This window comes from Ruegeria sp. HKCCA4008 (assembly GCF_013033125.1).
Lineage (GTDB): Bacteria > Pseudomonadota > Alphaproteobacteria > Rhodobacterales > Rhodobacteraceae > Ruegeria.
Genome location: NZ_WQDM01000012.1, coordinates 102,649 through 118,566, shown reverse-complemented (window position 1 = coordinate 118,566; position 15,918 = coordinate 102,649). Strand labels below are relative to the sequence as shown.

The window sequence follows — 15,918 nt, the reverse complement described above, 5'->3', positions numbered from 1 at the left end:
CGCTGATCGAGGCCCTGATCAACCAGGAGCTCGGCGAACCCTTCCGCCGCGACGCAATGAAAAAACCCGTCGCCGTCGCAGGAATCTCGGCCGAAGACATGAAAGCTCAGGAAGCGTGATCAAAGGACGAGGCCAGAGCGTATGACAATGACACCAATTGAACTGTTGCGTCAGAACGCCCCGGCCTCGCACCCTGTGGTTTCTTTATGCGAAGGCAGTGATCCCCGCGTTGTTGCGGGGGCACTGGCCGCCCACCGGGCCGGACTGGCCGATGTCATTCTGGTCGGTCCACAAGCCGAGGTCGAAGCCGCCCTCAAGAACCAGAATACCGCTCGCTCTGACGGCGTCATGGTTCACGACCCGGCAACCTCGGACCTGACCGAGGAATTTGCCCAAACCTATTTTGAACTGCGCCAACACAAGGGCGTCGATCCGGCCAAGGCCCGTGCCGCCGTTGAAACACCGCCAGTCTATGCCGCCATGCTGGTACGCAGCGGGCGGGCCACTGGAACCGTAGGTGGTGCCGTTCACACGACCGGAGACATTGTACGCGCGGCCATTCAGGTGATCGGCATGGCCCCAGATGCCGGAATGGTATCATCCTTTTTCCTGATGTACCCGCCGGAAAACGCTCAGCCCGGAGCGCGGGCGATGCTCTATTCGGACTGCGGCCTGGTCATCGATCCCAGCGCTGACGAGTTGAGCAAAATTGCCGTCGCCTCGGCCAGATCGGCGCGGGCACTGCTGCGGGTTGACCCCAAGATCGCCATGCTCAGCTTTTCGACCAAGGGCAGCGCAAAGCATCCCGATGTCGACAAGGTGATCGAGGCCACTGAAACACTGCGCCAAAGTTCCCCGGATCTCGAGGTCGACGGCGAGCTTCAGTTCGACGCGGCCTTCGTGCCCTCGGTCGGGGATCGCAAATCGCCCGGATCTTCGGTCGCCGGTCAGGCCAACGTGATGATCTTTCCCAATCTCGACGCGGGCAATATCGGTTACAAGATCACGCAACGACTGGGGGGTTACACCGCGATCGGCCCGGTTTTGCAGGGGCTGGCCCGACCCGCCAATGATCTTTCCCGCGGATGCAGCGCCGAAGATGTGACCCAGATGATCGCCGTGACGGCACTGCAAGCTATCAGGGAATAAAACTCAGAACTCACGTCGTTTCCAGAACGATGTTCTCAAATCGGAAGGAAAGTGACAAAGTCCTCCCGACACAACCGACAGGACCCGCCAATGACCCATCAGCAGCCGATCCTTGAAACGTCTCCGAAAGTTTCGGACGAGGTCCGCAAAACCACCTGTTATATGTGCGCCTGCCGCTGCGGCATCAACGTTCACATGAAAGACGGCAAGGTCGCCTATATCGAAGGAAACCGGGACCACCCGGTAAACAAGGGTGTGCTCTGCGCCAAAGGCTCTGCCGGGATCATGCAGGTCAACGCCCCTTCTCGCCTGCGCAAACCGCTGAAGCGTGTCGGCCCACGTGGCTCGGGTGAATTTCGCGAGATTGAGTGGGACGAGGCGCTCAGCACTGCTGTGGGCTGGCTGAACGAACTGCATGAAACCGCACCGCAGAAGCTGGCCTTTTTTACTGGCCGCGACCAGAGCCAGAGTTTCACCAGTTTCTGGGCCCAGAATTTCGGCACTCCGAACTACGCAGCTCACGGAGGCTTCTGCTCGGTCAATATGGCGGCCGGTGGCATTTACACGATGGGTGGCGCGTTTTGGGAGTTTGGACAGCCCGACTGGGATCACACCAAACTGTTCATGCTGTTCGGCGTCGCCGAGGATCATGACAGCAACCCGATAAAAATGGGGATCGGCAAGATCAAGGCGCGCGGCGCACGGGTGATCGGAGTGAATCCGATCCGGTCGGGCTATAACGCTGTTGCCGACGACTGGGTCGGCATCACACCCGGAACAGACGGGCTGTTCATTTTGTCGCTGATCCACGTTCTGATGAAAGCCGGCAAGATCGATCTGGATTACCTGAGCCGCTATACCAATGCGCCGGTTCTGGTGAACGCAAGCGAGGGTGCGGAAAAGGGCCTGTTCCTGCGCGACGAGGACGGCAAGCCGCTGGTTATTGATCGCAAGACGGGCGAGCCAACCGCATTCGACAAGCCCGGCGTGCGCCCGGACCTGTCGGCGACCTATGACAAGGACGGTGTGACGCACCGCCCCGTTTTCCACCTGATGGCTGAAAAATACCTCAGCGACGAACACGCGCCCGAGGCGGTGGCCGATCGCTGCGGCATCCCGGCCAAACGTATCCGGGCCATTGCCGCTGAAATCGCCAGGGTCGCTTTTGACGAAGCGATCGAACTGAATCAGGAATGGGTTGATTTTCGGGGTGAAAAGCACTCGAAGATGATTGGCCGTCCCGTCAGCTTCCATTCCATGCGGGGCGTATCAGCCCATGCCAATGGATTCCAGACCTGCCGCGCTCTGCATGTGCTGCAGATCATGCTGGGAACAGTCGAGGTACCGGGCGGTTTCCGCTTCAAGCCACCCTATCCCAAACCGGTCGAAGCACACCCGACGCCCCATGGCGACAGGCGTCCGGGACGCCCGCTGAACGGCCCGCATCTGGGCTTTCCACGTGGTCCCGAAGACCTGCTGCTGGACGACTGCGGCACGCCGCAACGCATCGACAAGGCATTCACCTGGGAAAACCCGATGTCCGTGCACGGGTTGATGCACATGGTGATTTCGAACGCAGCGGCTGGTGATCCCTACAAGATCGACACCCTGTTCATGTACATGGCGAACATGTCGTGGAATTCCTCCATGAACACCAAAGGTGTGATGGAGATGCTGACGGCCAAGACCGATGACGGCAATTACGTCATCCCGCGCATCATTTACTCCGACGCCTATTCTTCGGAAATGGTGGCTTATGCCGACCTGATCCTGCCCGACACCACCTATCTCGAGCGGCACGACTGTATCTCGCTGCTGGATCGCCCGATCTGCGAGGCCGACGCCGCAGCAGACGCCATTCGCTGGCCAGTGGTCGAACCCGACCGTGACGTGCGTGGTTTCCAGTCGGTTCTGATCGAGTTGGCCAACCGTATGAGCCTGCCGGGTTTCACGAATGAAGACGGCAGCCCAAAGTGGAAAGACTACGCGGATTACATCGTAAACCACGAACGACGCCCTGGCATCGGCCCGCTGGCCGGTTTCCGGGGTCCAGACGGCGACAAGGAAGGCCGCGGAGAGGTCAATCCGGATCAGCTGAATCGGTATATCGAAAACGGCGGATTTTATGTGGCGCATATCCCGGAAGGCGCGGATTACTACAAACCGTGGAACACCGCCTATCAGGACTGGGCCGTCGGGATGGGCATCTATGACAGCCCTCAGCCCTATCTGTTCCAGCTCTATTCCGAACCGATGCGCCGGTTCCAGCTGGCTGCCGAAGGTCACGGAGACCGCCAGCCGCCCGAGCACCTGCGCCAGCGCATCAAGGACACCATGGATCCGCTGCCGATCTGGTACGAAACCGACCAGCAGGGCAATGAAGGCTTCACCGTCAACGCTCTGACCCAGCGCCCAATGGCCATGTATCACAGTTGGGGCACACAGAACGCGTGGCTGCGCCAGTTGCACGGGCAAAACCCGCTGTACGTCCCGACCAAACTGATGCGAGAACACAACCTGCAAGACGGCGACTGGGCAAAAGTCAGCTCCCCCCACGGTGAAATCACCGTGCCGGTGATGGAGATGGCCGCGCTGAACGACAACACGGTCTGGACATGGAACGCCATCGGCAAACGCAAGGGCGCCTGGGCCTTGCAGGACGACGCGCCAGAAGCGACCAAAGGTTTCCTGCTCAATCACCTGATTCACGAATTGCTGCCGTCCAAAGATGATGGAATGCGCTGGGCCAATTCGGACCCGATCACTGGTCAGGCGGCATGGTTCGACCTGAAGGTCAAAATCGAAAAATCCGACGCACCTGCCGATGCGCAAAGCCAGCCGAATTTCGACCCGATCAAATCTCCTGTCGGAACCGGCCCTGAGAACCTGGCCTGGAAGGTGGGCAAATGACCCGGATCCGCACTTCATCTGGCCAAAAATATCCCGGGGGTGAATTGAGCCGCAAGCTCAAGAGGGGGCTGGCCCCCTCACCTGCCCTCCACAGCAGAGGTTCCCTGACATGACCCAGCTACCAAACTCCACTGACCGCAAGATGGGCCTGGTCATCGACCTGGACACCTGTGTCGGCTGCCACGCTTGCGTTATTTCCTGCAAAGGCTGGAACACGGAAAATTACGGCGCCCCTCTTTCGGATCAGGACGCCTACGGTGCAAACCCTTCGGGCACCTTTCTCAACCGCGTGCATTCCTACGAAGTGCAACCTGCCGACGGGCATGCCCAGCTGATCCACTTCCCGAAATCCTGCCTGCATTGCGAAGACGCGCCCTGTGTTACCGTTTGCCCCACCGGCGCCAGCTACAAACGGGTCGAGGATGGCATCGTCCTGGTCAATGAAAGCGATTGCATCGGATGCGGCCTGTGCGCCTGGTCCTGCCCCTACGGTGCGCGGGAACTTGATGTGGCCGAAGGCGTGATGAAGAAATGCACACTTTGCGTGGACCGCATCTACAATGAAAACCTCCCCGAGGTCGACCGTATCCCCTCCTGTGTTCGCACCTGCCCTGCGGGCGCAAGGCACTTTGGTGATCTGGGCGATCCCGACAGCGATGTCAGCCAGCTGGTTGCAGAACGGGGTGGCATGGACCTGATGCCGGAAATGGGCACCAAACCCGTCAACAAATACCTGCCCCCGCGCCCCAAGGACACCGTGGAAGACCAGATCGACATACTGGCCCCCCTGCTGGCCCCCATCGCTGACGAGCCCAAAGGGTTCCTCGGCTGGCTCGACAAGACGTTGGAGAAACTCTGATGCATCCCGCACCCTCCGTCATTCTGTTCACCACCCTGTCCGGTCTGGGATTTGGACTGCTGTTCTTTCTTGGCCTGGGGTTTCCGGCTGTCTCGGGTTGGGTGGCTTTTGTGTTCTTCGCCATTGCCTATGGTCTAGCCGTCGGCGGGCTTTTGGCTTCGACCTTCCACCTGGGCCATCCGGAGCGGGCCTTGAAGGCCTTCACTCAATGGAAAACCAGCTGGCTCAGCCGTGAAGGTTGGTGCGCCGTACTCGCGTTGGTCATCATGGGGCTCTACGCGATTGGCGTGGTGTTTCTGGACCAGCGCTGGGGTTTTCTGGGCTGGATCGGCGCAGGGTTGTCGCTGGCCACAGTGTTCACGACCTCGATGATCTACACGCAGCTCAAGACCATCCCACGCTGGAACATGAACCTGACACCTGCCATGTTCCTCAGCTTCAGCCTGGCCGGTGGTGCATTGCTGGCAGGTCAGACAAGCGCAGCTCTGCCGCTGCTGCTGATCGCGGCGCTGGTGCAGATACTGTACTGGCGCAAGGGGGATCAGGCGTTTGCGTTATCGGGAACGGATCTGGGAACAGCCACCGGGCTTGGCGCACGCGGATCCGTCCGCGCCTTTGAGCCGCCCCATACCGGCACCAATTACCTGCTGCGAGAATTCGTTCACGTGGTCGGGCGCAAACACGCCGAAAAACTGCGGCTGATCTCGTTCGTTCTGGCATTCGTGCTGCCGGTTCTGCTGTTGTTGCTGCCGTTCAATCACGTCTTCGCCCTGCTGGCCGTGGCCTCGCATCTGGCAGGTGTTACAACGTCGCGCTGGCTGTTCTTTGCGCAGGCCGAACATGTCGTGGGGCTGTATTACGGCAAACGCTGAGGGGGCTCTGCCCCCGCCGCGGCAAGCCGCGACTCCCCCGGGATATTTTTAGCCAGATGAAGTCTGGATACATGGAAAAGAAAGGGCGGCGCTCGAGGTTCGAGGCCGCCCTTCGTCGTATTCTGAAATACCGTCAGATCAGGCCGGCATGGGCCATTGCGGCCTCGATTGCATTCTTGGTGCTGTTTTCCAGCTCGGTCAGGGGTGAGCGGACTTCGGTGCTGCAAAGGCCCAGTTTGCTGAGTGCATATTTGGCACCGACAAGGCCCGGCTCGATGAAGATCGCCTCATGCAGCGGCATCAGCTTGTCCTGATACTCCAACGCTTTTGCATAATCTCCGGCCAGCGTGGCCTGCTGGAATTCAGCGCATAGCTTGGGGGCCACGTTTGCGGTGACCGAAATGCAGCCAACACCGCCGTGCGCGTTGAAGCCGAGTGCGGTGGCGTCTTCGCCGGACAATTGGCAGAAATCCGCGCCGCAAGTTGCACGCTGCTGGCTGACACGGGCCAGATCGCCCGTTGCATCCTTGACCCCGACGATACGGGGAAGCTTGGCCAATTCACCCATCGTGGCAGGCGTCATGTCAATGACTGAGCGGCCCGGAATGTTGTAGATGATGATCGGGATATCCGCGGCCGCATGCAGCGCCTCGAAATGCGCGATCAGGCCACGCTGAGTTGGTTTGTTGTAATACGGCGTGACGACCAGTGCCGCATCCGCTCCGACTTTTTCCGCGAACTGAACGAAGCGGACAGCTTCGACCGTGTTGTTCGACCCGGCACCGGCAATGACAGGAACGCGGCCCGCAGCGGTTTTAACAACCTCTTCGATCACCGTTTCATGCTCTTCGTGGCTGAGCGTCGGGCTTTCACCGGTTGTTCCCACAGGCACCAGCCCGGTCGAGCCTTCGGATATCTGCCAGTCCACCAGATGTTTGAGCGTCTTCAGGTCCAACTCGCCGTTGTTGAACGGGGTGACGAGGGCTGGCATCGAGCCTTTGAACATGACACGCTCCTTCAAGGTGCATTTTGCAGTTTTTACGCCGCGGTTCCTCACGTTTCCAGCTTTGTGAGTTGATCCCAGCGACGCACGGTTTATCCTCACAGGCTCTATCCTCGGTTGGTTGGGAAATGCAAGGGATGACACGCTTTCTGGCACTGTTGACTGCTGTGATTCTGTATTCGGTGACTGCGACGCATTCAGCACGGGCAGATGCTGCTGCTGATTTGCGCGCTGGACTTAACGAAATGCGCAAAGGCGACTGGAACGCAGCGTTGCGCGTATCCGGCCAGCGAGGTTCCGTATCGCGCGATATCATTGTCTGGCACTGGCTGCGCGAGGGCTTCGGCAGCTCTGGCGACGTTTTGGTGTTTCTCGAACGTCGCCCGGACTGGCCCGGGCTGGCATGGCTGCGCCGCAAGAGCGAGCCTGTTTTCACCGGTGCCGATCCAGACAGGGTTCTGAAATTCTATGCCGGCATTCCACCTCAGACGGCAGAGGGCGCCTTGAACTATGCCGTCGCCCTGAAATCCAAGGGACGCATCGGAGAGGCGGAGGCCGACATTGTGACCGCTTGGCGCACCATGCCAATGGGTTCGGGTCTGCAAAAAAGCTATCTGGAGAACTTTGCCAAACTTCTGAAACCGCATCACGCGGCGCGGCTGGACAGAATGCTTTGGGACGGTCATCTTGTAAGCGCCGGGCAGATGTTGCCTTTGGTCGGTCCGGACGAACGTAAACTGGCCGAAGCGCGCATAGCATTGCAGAAACGCCAACCCGGTGTGGACACCAAGGTGGCGGCAGTTCCCAAGTCTCTGGCGGATGCGCCCGGGCTGGCCTTCGATCGTTTTGTCTGGCGCGACAAGAAAGAACTGGATGACAGCGCCGTCGATCTGATGCTGGCACGCTCTACCGGGCCTGACGCCCTGGGTGAGCCTGACAAATGGGCGGAGGGACGGCGCCGTCTTGCACGGCTTGAGATGCGATCGGGCCGTGCGGCGCGCGCATATGACGTGGCCGCCAATCATCACATGACCCCCGAAATGGGTTATGGCTATGCCGATCTTGAATGGCTGGCCGGTTTTCTGGCGCTTCGCAAACTGAACGATCCTGCCACCGCCGTTCGCCACTTCCAGAACTTTTCGGACGCCGTGAAATCTCCGATCTCGAAAGGCCGTGGTGGCTATTGGCTTGGGCGCGCTTACGCGGCACTGGGTGACTCGGACAAGGCGTATGACGCCTATGCAATGGGGGCCGATTACCAGACCTCATTCTACGGTCTGTTGGCCGCAGAACGGATCGGACGACCGTTTGATGCGGAACTGGCCAATCCGCGTCGCGCGCCGCATTGGCGGCAGGCGGAGTTTGCCGATTCCAGCGTTTTGGAGGCCGGATTGCTGTTGTTGAAAGCCGGAGAAGCAAACCTGTCCGAGCGGTTCCTGACCCATCTGGTCGAAAGCCTTGATCCAGTACAGGCCAATCAATTGGGCGACCTGGTGATCGAACTGAAACAGCCGCATCTGGCCGTGATGATCGCTAAACGGGCGGCGACCACGGGCACTGTTCTGCCCGCAGCCTATTACCCGGTCCATCCCGTTGCAGATATGCGATTGCCGATGGCCAAGGAAATGACATTGGCCATCGCGCGCCGCGAAAGCGAGTTCGACCCGGTCGTCGTCAGCGGTGCGGGCGCGCGCGGCCTGATGCAGGTAATGCCCGCCACGGCCAAGCTGGTCGCGGGCGAGCTGGGCATTCTCAGCGGCCATCAGACGGGACGTTTGACCACGGACTGGCAATACAACGCAAAGCTTGGGGCCAACTATCTTTCCGGTCTGGCAGCCGATTTCAACGGCAACGTTGTGATGATGGCGGCGGGGTACAATGCGGGGCCAAAACGCCCGATCTCGTGGATGGAACGCTATGGTGATCCACGCACAGGCGAGGTCGATATCGTCGACTGGATCGAGACGATCCCGTTCAGCGAAACGCGGAACTACGTGATGCGCGTGACCGAAAGCCTGCCGGTCTACCGTGCCCGCCTGGGGCAACCCGCCCTTCCAATTCCTTTCTCGCAGGAGCTGATCGGATCATCTCTGGCGGCGTTCGCGCCATAAGGTGAACAAACCTGCGGCTACGACGATGGTTGCGCCCGCCACGACTTCGGGGCGCAACGTTTCGCCAAAGATCGAAATACCCAGGATCGCGCTCCAAACCAGGTGGAAATATGCAAAGGGTTGAACCGCACTGGCTTCGGCCACTTCGTAGCACTTGATCAGCAACCAGTGCCCGAACACCCCACTGACGCAAAGCAGCGCCATCCAGAGCCAGTCGTCGTGCGCCATCGGCTCCCAGAACCACATGCCAAACACGGTCATCGCCACGGCACCGGCGACACCGGTCCAGAAAAAGCTGGTGGCCGCGCTGTCCTGACGGGCGACATATCGCGTCAAAAGACCATAGATCGCAAACAGCAATGCAGAAATCAAAGGTATGACAGCCCATGGGTTAAAGACCCCGGCGCCCGGTTGCAGGATGATCAGAACGCCGATGCAGCCGACACCGATCGCAGCCCATCGCCGCCATCCGACCTTTTCGCCCAGCACCGGCCCGCTCAGCGCGGCGACAAGCAGAGGATAACAGATGAAAACCGCCATACTGTCGATCAGGCCAAGGACCGTAAAGCCGAACACCGCAATGCAGATCTCGGCCGCCAGCAACAAGCCCCGCAGGATCTGCAAACCCATCTGACTTGTCTTTGTGGCCGCCTTCAGCCCACCGGGGGCCCGCGCGGCCAGAGCGATGACAAAAGCCGCAAAGAACCAATAGCGGATCATGACCACCATGTAGGTGTTGTAGGTTCCGGCCAGATGGCGCGAGATACCGTCCTGCAACGCAAAGACAATTGTCGCGCCCACCATCAAAGCGATGCCCGCGCCGACATTGTTCTTCTGGGTCATGCTTTGTGTGCCCGTGTCATGTGCCGCTTGCGACCATAGCCGGGCATGCGGGTTACGTTGAAACCTGCACTCTCAAGTCCCCGGCGCACGAAACCCGCGGCCGTATACGTGGCCGCGGTACCGCCCGTGACAGTGTGGTTTGCCACGTCCTGCAACAGGTCCGCGCCCCACAATTCAGGGTTCTTGGCTGGTGAAAACCCGTCGAGGAACCAGGCATCTGCCATTCCGTCCCAGTTCGGCAATGTCTTGCGTGCATCGCCGATCACCACCTCAAACCGAAGCGAATCCAACATACATGTGCGCCCTGTCCAATGCGCCAAAAACCGACTGCTCCACGGATGCAATTCGGGAAAGGCCCCAAGCGCGCGCTGCATGTCGTCCGGTGCCATGGGAAAGGCTTCGAAACTGGTAAAGCGCAATGGCCCTTTGTGACCGGATGCCTCCCATTCCGACCAGGCGGTCAGCAGGTTCAGGCCGGTGCCGAAACCCAACTCGGCAATATGAAACCCCGGTGCAAACCGCGCAGGCAAATCATTTCCCGCCAGAAACACATGGCGCGTCTCTTCCAGCCCGTTCTGCAACGAGTAATATGGGTCGTCGAAGCGGTCCGAGACCGGTATCTGATCTTCGGTCCACGTCAATTCGGCGCGCTGGTCTGCCATTGGGGAATCCTGTAGCTAAGCGGCGCGACACTGAACAAGGAAAAGGGAATTGGCAATGGTCGATGTGACGGTTCGCGGCGCAGGAATTTTCGGCCTGTCCATCGCCTGGATTTGTGCGCGCCGCGGTGCGAAAGTGCAGGTTGTCGATCCGTCCGGTCCCGGCGCCGGGTCCAGCGGAGGTCTGGTCGGCGCATTGGCCCCGCATGTGCCGGAAAACTGGAACGCCAAGAAAGCATTTCAGTTCGACAGTCTGATCATGGCTGAACCGTTCTGGCGACAGATCGAAGACACCGGCGGGGTTTCTCCCGGCTATGGCCGGCTGGGCCGCCTTCAGCCGATCCCGGACGCGCGTGGTCTGGAACGGGCCCGCCAGCGCGAAGGCACCGCAGATGAGCTTTGGCAAGGTCGGGCGGAATGGCGTGTCATCACCACGGCCCAAGCGGGTTCTTGGTGCCCACCCAGCCCCACAGGCTTTGTCATTCGCGATACGCTGACGGCACGAATGCACCCCCGGCGGGCCTGTGCCGCGCTGGTCGCAGCCCTGGAGGTCATGGGCGTTCACATTGTCAGTGAAGCCAGGGACAAGGGGCAGGTCATCCACGCCACGGGCCTTGCAGGATTGCAGGAACTGAACGACGCCTACGGCAAGACCGTCGGAAATGGTGTCAAAGGGCAGGCCGCCCTGTTGCGCTTCGACGCGGGGGAAGTGCCGCAACTATTCGCCGACGCGATTCACATTGTCCCGCATGCTGACGGAACACTTGCGATCGGATCGACCTCGGAACGGAATTATGAGGACCCGACCAGCACGGACGAAGCTCTGGACGAAGTGATAGACCGCGCCACGCGCGTCCTGCCCCTGTTGCACGGGGCCGAGGTGATCGAACGCTGGGCTGGTGTGCGCCCGCGCAGCAAAAGCCGAGCGCCGATGTTGGGCGCCCATCCCCTGCATCAAGGGCAGTACATCGCCAATGGCGGGTTCAAAATCGGTTTCGGCATGGCCCCCAAAATCGCCGAGGTCATGGCCGATCTTATGCTTGAAGATCGGGATACGATCCCTGATGAGTTCCGGCCCGAAGCCTCATTGTGACTGCGCGACGGCTTGCATACATTGCCGCCCGTCAGGGCCACGCACCCACATGTTTTCACCCCTCCGGCACAACTGGGCATTTTCGAAATGCATCAATGGCGAAGTCGCGCGGAATGAAAACGAGGTTAGCGGACCGGTCAAGTCAACCGCGAACAACATCAGAAGCTGCGCCAGAAGCGGCCCGTGCACGACCAGCCCGTCATATCCTTCCACATCGCGCGCATAGTCCAGATCATAGTGAATACGGTGGCCATTGAAGGTCAGGGCCGAGTATCGAAACAACAACGTTGAATCGAACCCGACTTCGCGGCATTCGGTCTCATCGGTGCGCGCTTTGGGCGGTTGGGGCATTTCAGCATCCGGCGCAGGATCTTCGCGATAGACGAGATCCTGCCACTCTGTCACGCGCAACTGACCGTTCTGCCAGATCTCGTGCCGCAAAGTGACAAAGCCCAACGGGCCGGACCGCCCCACCTTGGCGCTTTGACTTTCAAGAACCGATTTCTTTTCGGCGGTGATCCCTGCGATCAGAGGAACGTGAAAGGTCAACCGCCCGCCGGCCCACATTCTGCGCGGCAATCCCATATCCGGGATCAGGCCCCCAACCTTGGGATGCCCATCCCGACCCAATTCGGCGGCCGGTTGCGGGGTCCAGAAATAAAGCTGATGGAAGAAGGGCGGCAATTCCGAACCACTGGCGATCGTTGCCACACCGCCCAGCGCCACCTGAAATGCCGCCGCGCGGGCCGGATCCAAGAGATCGGTCTGTCGCTCTTGCGTCATTTACCTGACCCGCGATCAGAAGCCGGCCTCGGCCCGGAGTTTCTGCATCAAATCATGCAAAGACTTTTCGTACCGGTCCGAACGCAGCTTTCCCTGATCGTCGAATTCGTTCGAACTGTTCGCCAGATGGATTTCGGGCCCCTGAAGGATGCGCGGCTGAAATGGAACCATACAGGCCCGCAGGATCATCTGCGCCCGCTCCCCGCCCGCACGACCAGCGGCCGCCGACATTACCGCAACCGGTTTGTCGGCCCATGGATTGCCTTCCGTTCGGCTGACCCAGTCCAGCGCGTTCTTCAGAACGCCTGATGGACCCTTGTTGTACTCAGGTGTCGAAATGATCACTGCATCGGCCTGTGCGATCTGATTGGCCAGCGTCTGAACCGCCTCGGGAATCCCTTCTCCGTCTTCCAGATCACCATCGTAGAGGGGCAGGTTCAAATCCGCTTCGACAAAGCTTGCCGGATCGAACAACCGTGCCGCCTCGCGCAGAAGCTTGCGGTTGGTCGCGTTCTGGCGCAGGGACCCGGACAGGCCAAGAAGGGTCGGTTGGGACATCGGGAAAACTCCGTTTCTGTGTTTCCCGCAAGTTAGACCGAGATCACCCCGATCCAAACCCCATTTGACGCACAGTCATTGCGCAATCCGAGCCGCCCATTGGGCGGCCCCGCTGTTCACGCCGCGCAGTGGTTACGCGTTTCCGCTGGGCACCACGACAATCTCGACACGCCGGTTTTGCGATTTTCCTTCGGGCGTCAGGTTGGACGCGACAGGGTTGTTTTCGCCCTGCCCGATCGTGCGAATACGGTTGTAGCTGACACCGTTGGCCTGAAGGATGTCGGCCACGGCATTCGCGCGACGCTCTGACAGGCCCTGATTGTAGGTTGCGTCTCCGTCGCTGTCAGTGTGCCCGATGATCTGCACGTTCGAATTCGGGTAGTTGACCAAGTTCTGGCCCACTTTCACCAGATCAGACCGCAACGCCGGGCGCACGGTCGAACTGTCGGTGTCAAAGGTGATGTCATTCGGGACAGTCACAATCAGGCGATCGCCTGCGTTGACGATTGTAATTCCGTCATTCGCCAGCTGTTGACGCAGCTCCGCAGCCTGCTTGTCCAGTTGGTTGCCGATCACGCCGCCCCCGGCAGCACCGATTGCAGCACCGGCCAACGCGCCCAGACCGGGGTTCGAATTATTGGCAATCGCCCCGATTCCAGCGCCGACCAGCCCACCCAGAACGGCGCCCTGTTTGGCGTTCTGGTTCGGGTCGTCTTGTACTTTCAGCGTGCCCGGGTCGGTACAGGCCGCCAACACAAGGGCTGAACACAAACCTGTGGCCACGAAAAACTTGGAAATCGTCATGATATCACCTTCTGCTCCAGCACCCGTTATTCGGGCGTGCTTCGTTTTCCTCAGTATATCACTGTGCAGGCTTGGCGGCTCAAGCAACAATGCGGTGAAGTCGGCGAATACCCGCCAAACACGTATTCAAACCGCTTCAACGAACGTTTCTGCATTCTGCTGTTCCTGCCAGAGCTCGCGCAACGACCTGCTTTGTCCTGAAAAGCTATCTTCGGTGCATTCACTGGACCAGATACGGTCGGTGCGGAAATGGCGAAACCCGTTACGCAATTCGCACCAGCCTGCCAGCATCGTGCATTCGATGTGATAGATCAGCGCCAAAGGGCGCACGACCCGAACCGTGCGTTTGCCTGCGCTATCTTCATAGGTGATACGGATTTTCCGCTCTGCCCTGATGGCTTCGCGGTAATGCGCGATCGAAACGCAACCCTTGTTTGGGTCATCCGCTGGGGCACCCCATGGGGCAACCTGCAACCAATCCGCTGGGCAATGCAATGCGTCGATCTTCTGGCATATCCGGCTGGCGGCCCTTTGCAGGTGACTGTCGCCGGTACGCGCAAGAAGAGACAGGCCGACCCACAAGGCCTCAACTTCTTCTGCATCGAAATTGAGCGGTGGCAGATCATAGCCGCGCCGCATCACGTACCCGATACCGGCCTCACCTTCGATGGGCGTCCGTTGCGCCTGCAACTCGGCAATATCCCGATAAATCGTGCGCACGGACACCTCCAACCTTGCGGCCAGAGCCTCTGCCGTGACCGGAGCGCCCGCAGCCCGCAGGATCTGGATGATTTCAAACAATCGGGTCGAACGGCGCATTACATCCTCCTGTCAACATGCTGACATCCTAGCACACCCCACTGACAAGAGGGTGTCAGGAGTGATGGGCCAGATTGGAATGGCATCGAAAGAAGGAGCACGAAAAATGCCATACCTCGACACCCATGTCATGATGACGCTAAGGTTGGGGCAATGGTCTCAGGACCATACCCTGCGCGCCTTCGAGATCGAGCGCGAAATCGCCATGGCCCGGCAGTGCAAGCAGCCCGTATCAAAGAAACGATCCAAACGTTTTTCGCTGGGGAATCTGAAGATGCTCTGGACCAGCACGGCCTGAGATCAGAACTCGGGCCGGGCCCGAAACTTCATCGAAACCCCACCTTCCGGGTGTTTCAGGCGCAGCTCTTCTGAATGCAGCATCAATCTGGGGAAGTCCAGCGCGTCGCCTGTCGCATAGAATGGATCGCCCAGGATCGGGTGGCCCAGCGCCTGCATATGAACGCGAAGTTGATGAGACCGGCCCGTTTTGGGAAACAGACGCACACGCGTCGTATTGCCTTCGGTCTTCACGACACGCCAGTCCGTCACGGCAGGTTTGCCCGTCGCATGGCAAACCATCTGTTTGGGCCGGTTGGGCCAGTCCACGATCAGAGGCAAGTCCACGGTGCCGGTCTTGGGTTCCAGCTGCCCCCAGACACGGGCGACATAGGTTTTGCGGGTCTGACGCTGCTCGAATTGCATGCTCAGGTTGCGCTGCGCGTGCGGCGTTTGGGCAAAGACCATGACGCCGGACGTGTCCCGGTCCAGCCGGTGCACCAGCAGTGCTTGTGGAAATGCATCCTGCACCCGGGTCAACAGACAATCTGACAGATTCGCGCCCCGCCCCGGAACCGAAAGCAGGCCCGATGGTTTGTTCACCACGATCAGCTGTGCATCTTCATGCAACACATCCAGTGGGGTTTGAGGGGGTTCATAGGTGTCGCTCATGCAGGGTGCCTATCGCAGCTCGTGACCTCCCGCAACGTCGTCCTTGCATGCCCGCCCATGTTCGGTGACCTTCTCTTCAAAAGCGGAGGAGATGCCATGCACCCGACAATTGAACGCATGCAAGAGGTTGTCGCAAAGGGCGATGAGGCCTTGATCCATCAGCTCCTGGCCGAAGATGTGCAGTTCCTGCCGCCCACATACTACAGCACCTGGACAGGGCGCGCACCGGTCGCTGCCGTTCTGGGGCATGTCGGGCAGGTGTTTTCAGACTTTCGTTATCGGCGCGTCATGGGCGACGGGAAAGACTGGGCATTGGAGTTTCAATGCAAAGTCGGTGATCTGGATGGTATCGGCGTGGATCTTGTTACGTTGAACGACGATGGGTTGATCCAGGTTTTCGAGGTCGTCATGCGCCCTTACAAAACGGTAGGTGCCTTGCGGGATGCCATGATGGCGCGGGTCATGACAGACGCTCGTTTTCTGGAATTCAAAAACGCGCTGAGCTGA

Annotated in this window: 16 protein-coding genes; 8 read left to right on the top strand and 8 right to left on the bottom strand. The window is 59.7% G+C overall.

All coding sequences use genetic code 11. From position 1 onward, the window contains the following. Positions 1-141 precede the first annotated feature (141 nt). The 4 genes from pta to GOW60_RS19745 all read left to right on the top strand — a co-directional run bounded on the left by pta (position 142) and on the right by GOW60_RS19745 (position 5,790). A complete protein-coding gene (gene pta / locus GOW60_RS19760; protein ID WP_171230638.1) occupies positions 142-1,149 on the top strand; it encodes a phosphate acetyltransferase in 1,008 nt (335 codons plus the stop codon). Between the two features lie 90 nt (positions 1,150-1,239). Then, a complete protein-coding gene (locus tag GOW60_RS19755) occupies positions 1,240-4,059 on the top strand; it encodes a molybdopterin oxidoreductase family protein (RefSeq protein WP_171230637.1) in 2,820 nt (939 codons plus the stop codon). 109 nt (positions 4,060-4,168) lie between these two features. Then, positions 4,169-4,918 carry a 4Fe-4S dicluster domain-containing protein gene (locus GOW60_RS19750; RefSeq protein ID WP_171172200.1) on the top strand — a complete coding sequence of 250 codons (750 nt, stop codon included), beginning with the start codon at positions 4,169-4,171 and terminating at the stop codon, positions 4,916-4,918. Then, the gene (locus GOW60_RS19745) at positions 4,918-5,790 is read left to right on the top strand and encodes a DmsC/YnfH family molybdoenzyme membrane anchor subunit (protein WP_171230636.1); all 873 of its coding nucleotides are present in this window, start codon (positions 4,918-4,920) and stop codon (positions 5,788-5,790) included. The genes GOW60_RS19750 and GOW60_RS19745 overlap by 1 nt, the downstream gene beginning before the upstream one ends. A 133-nt stretch (positions 5,791-5,923) precedes the next feature. Here GOW60_RS19745 and dapA read toward each other — a convergent pair whose 3' ends face one another. Continuing rightward, positions 5,924-6,796, bottom strand: a complete 873-nt coding sequence (gene dapA, locus GOW60_RS19740; RefSeq protein ID WP_171230635.1) for a 4-hydroxy-tetrahydrodipicolinate synthase — start codon at positions 6,794-6,796, stop codon at positions 5,924-5,926. A 134-nt stretch (positions 6,797-6,930) separates the two neighbouring features. Between dapA and GOW60_RS19735 the strand changes: the two genes are divergently transcribed. Next, positions 6,931-8,904, top strand: a complete 1,974-nt coding sequence (locus tag GOW60_RS19735; protein WP_171230634.1) for a lytic transglycosylase domain-containing protein — start codon at positions 6,931-6,933, stop codon at positions 8,902-8,904. Here the strand turns inward: GOW60_RS19735 and GOW60_RS19730 are convergent. Beyond that, complete coding sequence (locus GOW60_RS19730) at positions 8,878-9,747, bottom strand: DMT family transporter (protein WP_171230633.1); 870 nt, start codon at positions 9,745-9,747, stop codon at positions 8,878-8,880. The genes GOW60_RS19735 and GOW60_RS19730 overlap by 27 nt on opposite strands. Continuing rightward, complete coding sequence (gene mnmD, locus GOW60_RS19725) at positions 9,744-10,409, bottom strand: tRNA (5-methylaminomethyl-2-thiouridine)(34)-methyltransferase MnmD (RefSeq protein ID WP_171230632.1); 666 nt, start codon at positions 10,407-10,409, stop codon at positions 9,744-9,746. Before mnmD ends, GOW60_RS19730 begins: the two co-directional genes overlap by 4 nt. Before the next feature lie 55 nt (positions 10,410-10,464). Here mnmD and GOW60_RS19720 point away from each other — a divergent pair, with 55 nt between their 5' ends. After that, entirely contained in the window at positions 10,465-11,499 is a 1,035-nt protein-coding gene (locus GOW60_RS19720) for an FAD-binding oxidoreductase (RefSeq protein ID WP_171230631.1), read from the top strand. On the opposite strand, the gene GOW60_RS19715 is transcribed toward GOW60_RS19720, so the two are convergent. From GOW60_RS19715 to GOW60_RS19700, 4 genes are all read right to left on the bottom strand, one after another. Beyond that, entirely contained in the window at positions 11,491-12,282 is a 792-nt protein-coding gene (locus GOW60_RS19715) for an acyl dehydratase (protein ID WP_171230630.1), read from the bottom strand. The genes GOW60_RS19720 and GOW60_RS19715 overlap by 9 nt on opposite strands. Before the next feature lie 15 nt (positions 12,283-12,297). Continuing rightward, positions 12,298-12,840 (bottom strand): NADPH-dependent FMN reductase, encoded by a 543-nt coding sequence (locus GOW60_RS19710; protein WP_171230629.1) that lies wholly within the window; start codon positions 12,838-12,840, stop codon positions 12,298-12,300. A gap of 132 nt (positions 12,841-12,972) precedes the next feature. Beyond that, positions 12,973-13,644: an OmpA family protein gene (locus GOW60_RS19705; RefSeq protein WP_171230628.1), complete on the bottom strand. Its 672-nt coding sequence runs from the start codon at positions 13,642-13,644 to the stop codon at positions 12,973-12,975. A gap of 126 nt (positions 13,645-13,770) precedes the next feature. Next, positions 13,771-14,463 (bottom strand): YafY family protein, encoded by a 693-nt coding sequence (locus GOW60_RS19700; protein ID WP_171230627.1) that lies wholly within the window; start codon positions 14,461-14,463, stop codon positions 13,771-13,773. A 106-nt stretch (positions 14,464-14,569) separates the two neighbouring features. Between GOW60_RS19700 and GOW60_RS19695 the strand changes: the two genes are divergently transcribed. After that, complete coding sequence (locus GOW60_RS19695) at positions 14,570-14,761, top strand: hypothetical protein (protein ID WP_171230626.1); 192 nt, start codon at positions 14,570-14,572, stop codon at positions 14,759-14,761. Between the two features lie 2 nt (positions 14,762-14,763). On the opposite strand, the gene GOW60_RS19690 is transcribed toward GOW60_RS19695, so the two are convergent. Next, positions 14,764-15,411 (bottom strand): RluA family pseudouridine synthase, encoded by a 648-nt coding sequence (locus tag GOW60_RS19690; RefSeq protein ID WP_171230625.1) that lies wholly within the window; start codon positions 15,409-15,411, stop codon positions 14,764-14,766. Between the two features lie 96 nt (positions 15,412-15,507). Between GOW60_RS19690 and GOW60_RS19685 the strand changes: the two genes are divergently transcribed. Further along, on the top strand, positions 15,508-15,918 hold the full coding sequence (locus GOW60_RS19685; RefSeq protein WP_152459232.1) for a nuclear transport factor 2 family protein: 411 nt from the start codon (positions 15,508-15,510) through the stop codon (positions 15,916-15,918).

Coding starts and splice junctions, on each gene's coding strand:
- pta (WP_171230638.1), top strand. CDS start 142: ATGACAATGACACCAATTGAACTGTTGCGTCAGAACGCCCCGGCCTCG.
- GOW60_RS19755 (WP_171230637.1), top strand. CDS start 1,240: ATGACCCATCAGCAGCCGATCCTTGAAACGTCTCCGAAAGTTTCGGAC.
- GOW60_RS19750 (WP_171172200.1), top strand. CDS start 4,169: ATGACCCAGCTACCAAACTCCACTGACCGCAAGATGGGCCTGGTCATC.
- GOW60_RS19745 (WP_171230636.1), top strand. CDS start 4,918: ATGCATCCCGCACCCTCCGTCATTCTGTTCACCACCCTGTCCGGTCTG.
- dapA (WP_171230635.1), bottom strand. CDS start 6,796: ATGTTCAAAGGCTCGATGCCAGCCCTCGTCACCCCGTTCAACAACGGC.
- GOW60_RS19735 (WP_171230634.1), top strand. CDS start 6,931: ATGACACGCTTTCTGGCACTGTTGACTGCTGTGATTCTGTATTCGGTG.
- GOW60_RS19730 (WP_171230633.1), bottom strand. CDS start 9,747: ATGACCCAGAAGAACAATGTCGGCGCGGGCATCGCTTTGATGGTGGGC.
- mnmD (WP_171230632.1), bottom strand. CDS start 10,409: ATGGCAGACCAGCGCGCCGAATTGACGTGGACCGAAGATCAGATACCG.
- GOW60_RS19720 (WP_171230631.1), top strand. CDS start 10,465: ATGGTCGATGTGACGGTTCGCGGCGCAGGAATTTTCGGCCTGTCCATC.
- GOW60_RS19715 (WP_171230630.1), bottom strand. CDS start 12,282: ATGACGCAAGAGCGACAGACCGATCTCTTGGATCCGGCCCGCGCGGCG.
- GOW60_RS19710 (WP_171230629.1), bottom strand. CDS start 12,840: ATGTCCCAACCGACCCTTCTTGGCCTGTCCGGGTCCCTGCGCCAGAAC.
- GOW60_RS19705 (WP_171230628.1), bottom strand. CDS start 13,644: ATGACGATTTCCAAGTTTTTCGTGGCCACAGGTTTGTGTTCAGCCCTT.
- GOW60_RS19700 (WP_171230627.1), bottom strand. CDS start 14,463: ATGCGCCGTTCGACCCGATTGTTTGAAATCATCCAGATCCTGCGGGCT.
- GOW60_RS19695 (WP_171230626.1), top strand. CDS start 14,570: ATGCCATACCTCGACACCCATGTCATGATGACGCTAAGGTTGGGGCAA.
- GOW60_RS19690 (WP_171230625.1), bottom strand. CDS start 15,411: ATGAGCGACACCTATGAACCCCCTCAAACCCCACTGGATGTGTTGCAT.
- GOW60_RS19685 (WP_152459232.1), top strand. CDS start 15,508: ATGCACCCGACAATTGAACGCATGCAAGAGGTTGTCGCAAAGGGCGAT.